Raw genomic sequence first — 12,091 nt, forward strand, 5'->3', positions numbered from 1 at the left:
GTTTTATGTAACTCAATTTTTAATAATCTTAAGAAATGATACATGGAAAATTTTAGAACTTAAATGCTACTGAAGAACTTTATGAAATTACAATTCAAACACATGAAAAACAATATACTTCTACAAAAACTATAACATGAAAATACTTAAAACCTCTATATTACTGTTAACTCTTACTCTATTTTCCCCTGCTTTATCTGCCCAGCAAAGTGAGCGCATCCATGGGAAAGTTCTGGTTTCTGAAAAATTACCTATAAAAAATGCTATTTTAAGACTTGTTAATACCTCTTATCAGGCAAAAACCAATCATCAAGGTGATTATTACTTTGAGAATGTAGCTCCTGGTGAATATACGCTTCAGGTAGTCTTAAATGATATTGAGCTTATGCAGGAAAAAATCCGGATTGAAAAGGATATTTATGAAATACCTACCATTTTCGCTCCTACACAAAGCAATGAGATTGAAGGAATTACAGTATATGCCTTCAGCCGAAACAAATTCCTGACTAAAGACAGTATCTCCGTCTCAAAAATGCCTTTGAAAAATCTGGAAAATCCACAGGCTTATACAAGTATCAATCAACAAATTCTGAAGGAGCAGCTTACCTATGATGTTTCGGAAGTGGTAAAAAATGTTCCTGGTATGGTAAAAATGCAGGGAAGTCCGGGAAGAGGTTCCGGAGATGGAAGCTTTTACTACAGCCTTAGAGGTTTTCCTACAAAAATATCAATGGTGGATGGAGTTCCGGCAACTACCAATGGAGAAATAGACCCTTCGGATATTGAACGTATTGAAGTGATTAAAGGTCCATCCGGAACATTGTACGGAGGTGCTGTTACTTCATTTGGAGGGCTTATTAATCTTGTAACCAAAAAGCCAAAAGATTATTTCGGTGGTGAAATTTCTTATATGCTTGGAAGTTACAACCTGAATCGTGCAACTGTTGATGTTTACGGACCGATCACAGAATCCAGGAAGACATTATTCCGTTTGAATGCTGCTTATCAATACCAAAACGGTTTCAGGGATTCTGAATTCAGAAAGTCCTTTTTTGTTTCACCAACGTTGAGCTATCAGGTAAATGACAGGCTGAAATTCAGCCTAGGAGCTCAGATTTACAATTACGAAGGAACCAATACGCCCATTATTTTCCTTCCAAGAGGGCGTGCATTTCTGGCACATAATCCTGATGAACTTAAATTTGACTGGAAAAGATCGTATTCTAATAATGATATGACTTTGAAGGCTCCATCTACCAATGTGAAAGCTGAGATTAACTATAAAATTTCTGATAACTGGACTTCGCAAACCTTAATTTCAAGGAACTATAGGAAAACAGAAGGTTTATATCAGTATCAATTTATAAGAGATAAAAATACTGATGCCATGCTTGAGCGTACTGTGCAGGCACAGAACTCTGAAGCAGCTTCTACAAGTGTTCAGCAGAACTTCAACGGTCAGTTTCATATTGGTAAAATCAAAAACAAGGTTCTGATCGGCCTGGATTATTTAAACCAATCCATTAATAATAACCATTCACCAATCACTGTATATGATAAGATCAACGGACAAGCAGATGATCCTAGATATGGTCTGATCTCAAAAGATCTTGTTTTAAAAAAAATACAAGAAAAAATGCAGGAGCCCGGTGCTTCTCTTATAAGAAATTCAACGTCAAATAATCTCTATGGAGCTTATCTTTCTGATGCTCTTTATATCACAGATAGATTAATTACTCTATTAAGTTTGCGTATTGATCATTATGAAAGTAAGGGACAACTCAATCTGATGACAAACAAGCGTTCATTGGATTTTAAACAAACAGCATTATCTCCTAAAGTGGGCGTTGTTTATCAGATCTTAAAAGATCGTTTATCAGTATACGGTAACTATATGAACGGTTTCAGTTATACCCCTCCGGTTAACCAGCCACTTGCAGATTATAGCGGAGATATGAAGCCACAAAAAGCCAATCAATGGGAGGTAGGATTCAAAGGAAATCTTTGGAAAAACCGATTGAACTTCACAGTAGGATATTATGATATATTGGTTGATAATATGACAAAAGATATGGAAGTCATCCGAAATGGGCAAAGCTATAGGATTACCATTCAGGATGGAGAACAGAGAAGCAAGGGAATTGAAGTAGAGATCATTGCCAATCCTATTCAGGGTTTAAATATTATGACCGGATATACTTATAATGATAGTAAAGCTGTGAAAGGAGATTATGAATCTGATGGCCGCCGCCCAGGTTCTGCGGGACCGGCTAGTGTGTTTAACTCATGGATCAGTTATACTCTTCAATCCGGTGATTTACAAGGTCTGGGATTAGGTTTTGGAGTTAATCGTGTTGGCCACCAGCTCAGCGAAAATAAAACAACCACAGGAAAGTTTACTTTCCCGGCTTATACTCTTGTGAACGCTTCTGTTTCTCTTGAAAAAGAAAGATATAGAATTGGTTTTAAAATGAATAATATTGGGAATGTTCAGTATTTTGCAGGACAGGGAGTTATTGTTGCCCAAATGCCTCGGAATTTTGTTGCTGAGGTAAGTCTTAAATTTTAATCATGAAGCTTACATTGAGAAAAGCAGCCCTTCAATTACATCTATGGCTCGGATTAACATCCGGGCTTGTAGTTGTGATAATGGCGGCTACCGGATGTATTCTTGCTTTTGAAGAGGAGTTAAAACATCTTGTACATCCAGATAGGTATTTTATAAAAACTGTTGGAGACAAAAAATTATCTCTTTCCGAACTTTCATTAAAAGCTGAAAAAGCACTTCCTGACGGACTCAAAATCAAAAGAGTTCAAATTTCTTCTGATCCATCAAGAACTTATGTGTTCCGAACCCTTAAAATGGACAATGATGCCTTGACCTATTGGGGGACTTATCTTTATTACTACCGGGTTTATATTGATCCATATACAGGAAAAGTTCATGAAGTGGAAGATGCTAAACATAACTTTTTTGAAATTGTACTGGATCTTCACCGAAGACTTTTATTAGGGGAAAAAATAGGAAAAACCATTACAGGATATTCTACACTCATGTTAGCTACTATTCTTTTTTCCGGGCTCATCATATGGTATCCTAAAAAGATGAGTAAGAATATGCTGAAGGGCATGTTCTTCATTAAAACTTCAGCAAGCTGGAAAAGGGTGAATTATGATCTTCACAATGTCTTGGGGTTTTATGCCATAATTCCTTTGGTTCTCATCTCTTATTCCGCACTCATCTGGAATTTTGAAAACTTAGATAAATGGGTGAAAAATACTTTGAATGGAAACGTACCGGCTGAACAAAAGGTAAAAAGCAGCATTCCTTCAGAAGAGTTTACAAACCGTGAATTTATTTTGAACAGTATTGGCGAAAAAGTAGAAAAAGATCTGATTAATAAAAAATCAGCATTGATTAACTTCCCAAGAACAGATGAAGGGACTTATTATACTGAATTAACCTACGGAAATAAACAATATCAGAATGAACAATATAATTTTGACCAATATTCCGGAAAAATATTAAAACATCAGGCTTATAAAGATGAAAAAATAGGGTATGGTACTGCCTTAAGAGAAAGAAATTATGACCTGCATACAGGAAGTATCTTCGGAGTCACCGGACGAATTATGTATCTTTTAGCCGGAATAATTGCTACTTCGCTTCCTATTACCGGATTCATCATTTATGTAAACAGAAAAAAGAAGAAACCAAAGAAGAAACTTCAAATCAGGAAAAAGTAAATACCATCAGCCTCTATCATTGTAGAGGCTTTTTTTATCTGAAATATTGGGTGTTCTGCGAAAGAATTTCAATACTTCTTTCCATTTCATCAAAGCTCAGGTCTCCAAAGCCTAATCTCATTGCAGTAAGATTTTTATTCTGATAAAGCAGGGTTTTGGGGATAAAGAGATTATCCTGGGCACATTTCCGGCTCAGCTGCATCAGATTAACAGGGATTTTCCATTCCGTCCAGATCGCAAGGCCTCCGGAAGGCTTTTCAAAAGTGATCACCTCTCCAAGATTTTCTTTGAGCAAGGCACTGAAATGATCCCGCCTTTCCTGATATACCTTTAAGGATTTTTTCAGATAGCGATTGATTTCTCCTTCTTCAATCATTTCCCCCAATGTTCTTTCCATGAGGATATCACCCTGGCGGTCTATAATTCCAAGGTGTTTCCGCATTTCTACCATCAGATTTTCGGGAGCAACAATAAATCCGGTCCTGAACCCCGGAGCCAATGATTTCCCGAAAGATCCGATATAGATCACCATTCCGTTGGTATCTGCACTCGCTAAAGGCAGAATCGGGCTTTTATCATAATGGAATTCATAATCATAGTCGTCTTCAAGGATAACAAATCCGTATTCATGAGCCAACTCCAGCAGTTCCAGCCTCCGTTGAGCACTTAAGGCTACCGTTGTAGGGTAGTGATGGTGCGGAGTAAGATAAAGCATCCTTATTTTCTTCTTCTGACAGGCTTCTCTGACACTTTCTACAATTATTCCGTCTTCATCAATCGGAAGGGTTACAATATTTACTCCTGCTTTTTGAAAGATCATATTCACTGAAAAATAACTCAAATCGCCTACTAAAACAGTATCACCTGCAGACAAAAGTATTTCGGAAACAATATAAATACTCATTTCTGTACTTCGGGTAATCAGAAGATTGTTCTTTGAAATAGGCAAGCCGCGGGAAAGATTAAGGTATTGAGACAGATGTTCCTTGAAAAATTCACTTCCATCATGATTATAATGACCAAAAACTTTCTGATTGGATTTCCGCTTAAGAATAGAACTGTAAAACCGGGAATGCTGCCCGATCTGGGTAAGCCTGATATCCGGAACCCCATCATTAAAAACATATTCACAGTCCGAATGCTCAAAGGGATTATCCAGAATATTGGAGGTTTTAAAAGTAAATCCTGTGCTCTTAGGATAATTTTGAAGGTTGTTTTCCTCGAAGTCCTTTACTTTTATGGGCTTTTCTTGATCTTTTCCAATCACAAACGTTCCTTTGTTCGGAAAACTTTCCACCCAACCTTGTGCAGACAGTTCATCATATACCGCTACAGCTGTATTTCTGTGTACATCCAGTATCTCACTGAAGGCTCTGGTTCCCGGAAGTTTGGTTCCAAATGGTAAGAAACCTCTTTGGATGGCATTCACCAATTGATTAGCGATTTGTAAATAGATAGAAGTCTCTGATTTTCTATCTATTTTAATAAAACTTTCATAAGGAATCTTAACCGGACTATCCATAATGTAAAAACTGGCACCATGTAACCATCCGGCAATATACTACTTTTGACATCAAAATAAAAATCTATGGAATTTCATCATCTGCTTAAAAGAATAGTACAGGATGGCAACACCCATGCTAAGTGGCTAAACACTCTTTCTTTTATGGAAAATGCCGGCGCAAGGAAAATATCAAAATGTGAACATCCGGTAATGGTTACGCTCATTCAGCTTAAACATGCGGCTGAGGAACATCGCCACGCCTACTATCTTAAAAAACAGATTGGAAAAATAGATGCGGAACTTTGCAAAACTTATGAAAACAAAGAATTACTGGCTCCTATAGCAACCCGGCAATATCTCCATTCATTGGATATTAAAGCCTGCAGGTACCTTCAGGATGTTTTTCAGCTGACTAAAGAAGAGCTGAAATATGCAGCTTACCTCTTCGTGACTTATGCTATTGAAGTGCGTGCTGATGAACTTTATCCCGTGTATCAGGAAATCCTTACAGAAGAATCTTCTAAAATCATGGTAAAATCTATTATCCTGGAAGAAGAAGGACATCTGGAAGAGATGATTAATCAGCTTAATGAATTTTCTGAAAACTGGCAGCTGCATGCAGATCATATTCTGGAAATAGAAAAAGACCTGCATCAGCAATGGATCAATGCTATTACGGAAGAAGTGGCTCAATTGGATTATGCTTAAAAACATCAACCGGTTTGAGGAGACGCTTTACAAAAGAAAGCAGGAGGGGATATTAAGAACGCTAAAACCAAAAGCTGAAGGGATAGATTTCTATTCCAATGATTATCTGGGATTAGCCCAAAGTAAAGACCTTCAAAGGATTATGCTGGAGAAGATCCATGAGAGTCCTCAGCTGCTTTCGGGAAGCACAGGTTCCAGGCTCATTAGCGGAAACAGCAGAGTGGCTGAATCTGCAGAAATTTTTATCGCTGAAAAGCATAGGTTTCGGGCTGCATTACTTTTTGCGTCGGGTTATACTGCTAATCTGGCTTTATTTTCAACGCTCCCAGCCCGCCATGATACGATTATCGTGGATGAACAGATACATCGTTCCGTACATGATGCCTGTAAAATGTCAAATGCCAGAAAATTGAAATTCAGGCATAATGATCCTGGGCATTTGGAAAGGATTTTAAAAAAGCAGGAAGGACATTGCTATATTGCGGTAGAAAGCCTTTACTCTATGGAGGGAGATCTTGCTCCTCTCAAAGAGATTGCTGAACTGGCAAAGAAGTATGAAGCCAGTTTAATTGTTGATGAAGCCCATGCATTCGGCGTCTTCGGATATGGCCTGGTGAATAAATATGGTTTGGAAGATCAGGTTACAGCTAATGTAATCACTTATGGTAAAGCATTGGGAGCTCATGGTGCAGTAATACTTTGCCATGACAGTATCAAATCTTATCTGGTGAATTTTGCATCTCCATTTATTTATACCACTTCTGCACAGGACTTCCAATGGATGAGGATAAAAGAAGGTTACAATTTCTTAGAAAATCATCAGGATTTACTCCTTCAGCTTCAGGAAAACATAAAAATATTCAGAAACCAAAGGGTAGAATCTCCATCTTCGGAAACAAGTCCGATTCAGGCTATAATCATTCCTGATAATGAAAAGTTGAAATCCTTACAGAAAGCATTATCAGGCGAAGGATTTTTAACCTATGCTATTTACAGTCCAACCGTAAAAGAAGGAACTGAAAGGCTGCGGATCTGTCTCCATCATTTTAATACTGAGCCGGAGATTATCAGGCTTACAGAAATTATTAGAGATTTCATTTAAACAAGGAAAACCAAATCCATAGAAATACAACTTAAGAACCCGAATGAAATTATTTATAACAGGAATAGGAACTGAAATTGGAAAAACAGTCTGTTCCGCCATTTTAGTACAATATTTTAAAGCAGATTACTGGAAGCCCGTACAATCTGGAGACCTGCATAATACAGACAGTCATAAAATTGAGACATGGACAGATGATACATTATGCTATCCGGAAACTTACCGCTTTCAATTGGCTGCATCTCCACATCAATCTGCAGGAGCAGAAAATATACGGATAAAGCTTGAAGATTTCCAACTACCTGAAACTCAAAACTCTCTGATTGTAGAAGGTGCCGGCGGACTTATGGTTCCGCTTTCGGATGATATTTTTATGATTGATCTGATTGAAAAGCTGAAGCTTCCTGCAGCCCTCGTAGTGAGAAATTATTTGGGTTGCATCAATCATACTTTACTCTCTATAATAGCCCTGAAGCAAAGAAACATCACATTGGAATATCTGATTCTTAACGGAGACTTTCCTGTAGATACAGAAAGAGTGATTTCAAACTTTATTACGGATGAAACAAAAATTATCAAAATTCCGGAAATAGAAAGTACGAATAGGGAACATATTAAAACGACTGCAAAACAATTAAAAATAACAAAATTATGATAATGGACAGAACAACAATCAGAAACAACTGGACCAAAGAAGAAATAGAAGAAATATATCATTTACCTCTTATGGAGTTGATTTATAAGGCTGCAACCGTACACCGTGAGTGGCATGACCCTTCTGAGGTACAGATCTCAACTTTATTATCCATCAAAACCGGAGGCTGTCCGGAAGACTGTTCATACTGCGGACAGGCAGCACGTTATCATACCAATATCAAAGTACAGGCTTTGTTACCAACTGAAACCGTAATTGCCCATGCTCAAAAAGCCAAAGACAGTGGTTCATCCCGTTTCTGTATGGCGGCTGCATGGCGTGAAGTGCGTAATAACCGTGATTTTGACAGGGTTATTGATATGGTAAAAGGGGTGAATGAATTGGGGCTGGAAGTATGCTGTACCCTGGGAATGCTTACCGAAGAGCAGGCTGTAAGGCTTCAGGAAGCAGGATTATATGCTTATAACCATAATCTTGATACTTCTGAACAGTATTATGAAGAAATCATTTCTACCAGAACCTTTGATAATAGAATCAATACAATTAACAATGTCCGAAAAGCAGGAATCACGGTGTGTTCAGGTGGAATTATCGGCTTAGGGGAAACACACAGAGACAGAATTTCTATGCTGTTGACATTAGCTACTATGCCTAAACATCCGGAGTCTGTTCCTATCAATGCTTTAGCTAGAGTAGAAGGAACTCCATTGGAAGATAACGAGAAAGTAGATACCTGGGAAATGGTAAGAATGATTGCCACTGCAAGAATCGTGATGCCTTCTTCCATGGTAAGGTTAAGTGCAGGGCGTATAGAAATGACAGAAACGGAACAGGCATGGTGTTTTATGGCAGGTGCTAACTCTATCTTCACAGGAGAAAGAGAAACATTACTGGTAACTCCTAATCCGGGTGTTTCTGAAGATATGCAAATGCTGGAAACTCTTGGATTAAAGCCGATGATGAAAAAAGAAACCTGTTGTTAAGACAATTATAAATAATGAGTTTCTGGATTTTAATATTTAGCAGTCTTCGCGTTAATTTTAGATGATTGATACAATTTAAACGCTAAGACCGCAAGAGAAGCATAATGAAACTGCTTATTTTCCGTTCGCAAAGGCATTACATTCAGCAGAGACAGTAAACTTCTGCTCTAGTAAGCAAATGATCAGTCTTAGCTGAGTGAAACGCCCTTGCGATCTTAGAAATCATACTGCATGATTATAAAACCTTAGCGAACATTGCGTTAAAAACAGAAACACTTATTTATTATAATTTAAACGCTAAGGCCGCAAGAATGCATAATGAAACTGCTTATTTTTTGTTCGCAAAGGCATTGTATTCAGCAGAAACAGTAAACTTTTGCTCTAGTAAGCAAATGATCAGTCTTAGCTGAGTGAAACCCCTTGCGATCTTAGAAATCATACTGTATGATTATAAAACCTTAGCGAACATTGCGTTAAAAACAGAAAATATTATTGCCATCAATACATTTTATATCAAATATGGATACAATTACACCAACTAATCTTCAGGAAAGAGATAAAGCCGTTAACTGGCATCCTTACACCCAGATGAAAACGGCTGACAATATCATTCCCATTGTAAAAGGGAAGGGTCTTTACCTTTTTGACAATGAAGGTAAAAAATATATGGATGTGGTTTCTTCATGGTGGGTAACCCTGCATGGACATTCTCATCCCTATATTGCCCAACGTATATTTGAACAGCTCAATACTCTGGAACAGGTTATTTTTGCTGGATTTACTCACGAGCCGGCCACTCAGCTTTCGGAAAGACTGTTAAAGCTTTTGCCTGCTAATCAGGACAAGGTTTTTTATTCTGATAATGGATCTACAGCGGTAGAAGTAGCTTTGAAAATGTGTATTCAATATGCTCACAATCAGGGAAAAGAAAAAACAAAGATTCTTGCTTTTAAAAATGCATACCATGGTGATACTTTTGGAGCGATGTCTGTAAGCGGAAAAAGCTATTGGACCAAACCTTTTGAAAGCAGGCTGTTTGAAGTCGTATTTATTGATACCCCCAATGCTGATAATCTACAAAACTTACAATCGCAGATTAAAGATATTGCCGATGAGGTAGCTTGTTTTATTTATGAGCCATTAGTTCAGGGTGCAGCAGGAATGCTGATGTATAACGCTGAAGATCTGGATAGCCTGATGAAATTCTGCAGAGAGCAGGAAATCCTGATGATTCAGGATGAGGTTTTTACAGGATTTGGAAGAACGGGAAGACTCTTTGCTGCCAATTACCTTACAGAACAGCCGGACATCATGTGCTTTTCAAAAGGGTTAACAGGCGGAACAATGCCCATGGGAATTACAACCTGCTCTAAAGCAATTTATGAGGCATTCTGGTCTGATGACAAATATAAAACACTTTTCCATGGCCATTCTTTTACAGCTAATCCTTTAGCCTGCACTGCAGCTTTGGCAAGCATGGAATTATTACTTAAGGAAGAAACCCAAATGAATATTAAACGTATTTCTCAGCAGCATTCAGCGTTTGTCAAAGTACTGGCTGCTCATCCGCAAGTTGAAAATGCCCGTCAGATCGGAACTATTCTGGCTTTTGATTTTAAAACCGGACATGGAACTTCTTATTTTAATGAGATAGGAAAACAGCTTTACAATGAATTTTTAAAAAGGGGAATCATTATGAGGCCATTGGGAAATGTAATGTATTTGGTTCCTCCGTATTGTGCTACATCCGAAGAATTGGATTTTGTATATCGGAATATTCTGGAAGTTTTGGAAGAGTTTATCGGATAAACGATTCCTTCAAACAATATTTTTTTAATATACCTTATAGGTTTTAGGAGCCTATAAGGTATTTATGTTCATTTAATTGATGTCTTTTAAGCTCGTTTGAGCAATCATGCATAGGAAATCAAAATAATGATTCTTTTCATTTGTAAAAACTGGTGTTTTTTTTAATATAGATTTCTTACTTCTTAATAAGTTTTTTTGTGACAATTTTTCCATTTTCAAAAATTGTTTTCACAAAATAAATTCCATTAGAAAGTTCAGAAACATTAGAATTGTTTTCTTTTACGGTTTTTAATAACCTTCCATCAACAGAATGGATCTCTATTTTACCGATTTTTTCTTTCGATTGATAAATTAAATTTTGTTTTACAGGGGTTTCAAAAACAATTTTAGGATCATTTTTTGAAGTTTCAGTTGTAGATAATGTAACTGGGGCAGCTAAAAGATATTTAACAATTTCTGTTGTGGTTCCATTTCCGTAAACAATTATACTGTTATCAAAAACCTTGAGCCTACTAACATTATGATATAATAAATTAGAATCGTTTTCTATATATTCCCCAAATATAGTATCAACAGTTCCATTTTGATTAAGTTTAGAGATATAATAACTAGGTGCATTATTAAAATCAGCAATCCCTCCGATATAATAAGAACCGTTTTTTTCGTAGATATCCCAAAATTCAATGCCAGAAACACCATTATAACTGAATGTGGTATCCTGCGTACCGTCAGCATTCAGTCTTTTTATGGTAGCAGGCTCTAATACTCCAAATCTTGCGAATATAATTCTATTCCCCGAATCCACTTTTACAACATTAACATTTACCTCATTTAATGAAGCCTCACCATTGTTACCAAAACCGGTTATAGGCTGCCCGTCAGGAGAATATTTTTTTATTGAATTTTGTCCCCAGCAAAAAATATTGGACTGGTTATCTAACATGAAGCGGGGAATCCCATATGTTGACAGTTTTCCATTATTTCCAAAGCTGTTATCTGATGTGCCGTCAGAATTTAATCTGAATGTATGCGTGTACCCATCAAAAAAGCCTACGGAATCTATACCTGTTCCTGAAACAATCATTTTATTTCCTTGTTCTATGAGGTTGCTTTTTATATCGAAATTGTCTTGAGAAAAATTGGCTAATGCCTTTATTCCGCCATTGGAAAATGAAGGGTCTAACTGTCCATTGGAAAGTAACCGGACTACATCTAAATAATGGATGTTATTTATATTGTCATGTCTCCTTAATAATAAAGTCAATTGATCATTGGAATGTCTTACAAATCCAACCAGAGCGCCTGATCCGTAATTCAATGCAACCTTACCATTGGTTCCAAAAGTAGAGTCCAAAGAGCCATTATAGCTTGTCATTTTAGAAACAATTACCTGGTTAGTGTTGGAGTCAAAGGATTGGTAAAATACGGTATTGTTTGTTTCTGTTAATTCTCCTAAATAAGAGCTTCCTGTTGGGAGGCTGTAAATTCCGTTTGAAGCAAACGCAGGATCTTTGGAGATAATTTGTGCAAAAGAAATTTGCGTTACAAGAATGAACACAAGTAATAATTTTTTTTTCATTGTT

At 37.0% G+C, this 12,091-nt stretch carries 9 protein-coding genes; 7 read left to right on the forward strand and 2 right to left on the reverse strand.

Translation table 11 applies throughout. The annotated features are described in order from the left end of the window. Nucleotides 1-136: 136 nt before the first annotated feature. Nucleotides 137-2,569 carry a TonB-dependent receptor gene (locus DRF65_RS14540; protein ID WP_115971485.1) on the forward strand — a complete coding sequence of 811 codons (2,433 nt, stop codon included), beginning with the start codon at nt 137-139 and terminating at the stop codon, nt 2,567-2,569. A 2-nt stretch (nt 2,570-2,571) separates the two neighbouring features. Further along, nucleotides 2,572-3,747 carry a PepSY-associated TM helix domain-containing protein gene (locus DRF65_RS14545; RefSeq protein WP_115971486.1) on the forward strand — a complete coding sequence of 392 codons (1,176 nt, stop codon included), beginning with the start codon at nt 2,572-2,574 and terminating at the stop codon, nt 3,745-3,747. A gap of 34 nt (nt 3,748-3,781) precedes the next feature. On the opposite strand, the gene DRF65_RS14550 is transcribed toward DRF65_RS14545, so the two are convergent. Continuing rightward, on the reverse strand, nt 3,782-5,269 hold the full coding sequence (locus DRF65_RS14550; protein WP_115971487.1) for an aminotransferase-like domain-containing protein: 1,488 nt from the start codon (nt 5,267-5,269) through the stop codon (nt 3,782-3,784). 66 nt (nt 5,270-5,335) lie between these two features. Between DRF65_RS14550 and DRF65_RS14555 the strand changes: the two genes are divergently transcribed. From DRF65_RS14555 to bioA, 5 genes are all read left to right on the forward strand, one after another. Continuing rightward, nucleotides 5,336-5,959, forward strand: coding sequence for a hypothetical protein (locus DRF65_RS14555; protein ID WP_115971488.1), 624 nt, complete (start codon nt 5,336-5,338; stop codon nt 5,957-5,959). Then, nucleotides 5,952-7,061 (forward strand): aminotransferase class I/II-fold pyridoxal phosphate-dependent enzyme, encoded by a 1,110-nt coding sequence (locus tag DRF65_RS14560; RefSeq protein WP_115971489.1) that lies wholly within the window; start codon nt 5,952-5,954, stop codon nt 7,059-7,061. The genes DRF65_RS14555 and DRF65_RS14560 overlap by 8 nt, the downstream gene beginning before the upstream one ends. A 43-nt stretch (nt 7,062-7,104) precedes the next feature. Then, entirely contained in the window at nt 7,105-7,716 is a 612-nt protein-coding gene (gene bioD / locus DRF65_RS14565; protein ID WP_115971490.1) for a dethiobiotin synthase, read from the forward strand. Then, the gene (gene bioB / locus DRF65_RS14570) at nt 7,713-8,699 is read left to right on the forward strand and encodes a biotin synthase BioB (protein ID WP_115971491.1); all 987 of its coding nucleotides are present in this window, start codon (nt 7,713-7,715) and stop codon (nt 8,697-8,699) included. Before bioD ends, bioB begins: the two co-directional genes overlap by 4 nt. Before the next feature lie 519 nt (nt 8,700-9,218). Then, nucleotides 9,219-10,508: an adenosylmethionine--8-amino-7-oxononanoate transaminase gene (gene bioA, locus DRF65_RS14575; protein ID WP_115971492.1), complete on the forward strand. Its 1,290-nt coding sequence runs from the start codon at nt 9,219-9,221 to the stop codon at nt 10,506-10,508. Between the two features lie 175 nt (nt 10,509-10,683). On the opposite strand, the gene DRF65_RS14580 is transcribed toward bioA, so the two are convergent. Beyond that, on the reverse strand, nt 10,684-12,087 hold the full coding sequence (locus DRF65_RS14580) for a T9SS type A sorting domain-containing protein (RefSeq protein WP_115971493.1): 1,404 nt from the start codon (nt 12,085-12,087) through the stop codon (nt 10,684-10,686). Between the last annotated feature and the right edge of the window lie 4 nt (nt 12,088-12,091).

It is taken from the genome of Chryseobacterium pennae (assembly GCF_003385515.1).
GTDB classification, from domain to species: domain Bacteria; phylum Bacteroidota; class Bacteroidia; order Flavobacteriales; family Weeksellaceae; genus Chryseobacterium; species Chryseobacterium pennae.

Excerpts from the sequence above, each read along its gene's own strand:
- DRF65_RS14540 (WP_115971485.1), top strand. The coding sequence starts at position 137 with ATGAAAATACTTAAAACCTCTATATTACTGTTAACTCTTACTCTATTT.
- DRF65_RS14545 (WP_115971486.1), top strand. The coding sequence starts at position 2,572 with ATGAAGCTTACATTGAGAAAAGCAGCCCTTCAATTACATCTATGGCTC.
- DRF65_RS14550 (WP_115971487.1), bottom strand. The coding sequence starts at position 5,269 with ATGGATAGTCCGGTTAAGATTCCTTATGAAAGTTTTATTAAAATAGAT.
- DRF65_RS14555 (WP_115971488.1), top strand. The coding sequence starts at position 5,336 with ATGGAATTTCATCATCTGCTTAAAAGAATAGTACAGGATGGCAACACC.
- DRF65_RS14560 (WP_115971489.1), top strand. The coding sequence starts at position 5,952 with ATGCTTAAAAACATCAACCGGTTTGAGGAGACGCTTTACAAAAGAAAG.
- bioD (WP_115971490.1), top strand. The coding sequence starts at position 7,105 with ATGAAATTATTTATAACAGGAATAGGAACTGAAATTGGAAAAACAGTC.
- bioB (WP_115971491.1), top strand. The coding sequence starts at position 7,713 with ATGATAATGGACAGAACAACAATCAGAAACAACTGGACCAAAGAAGAA.
- bioA (WP_115971492.1), top strand. The coding sequence starts at position 9,219 with ATGGATACAATTACACCAACTAATCTTCAGGAAAGAGATAAAGCCGTT.
- DRF65_RS14580 (WP_115971493.1), bottom strand. The coding sequence starts at position 12,087 with ATGAAAAAAAAATTATTACTTGTGTTCATTCTTGTAACGCAAATTTCT.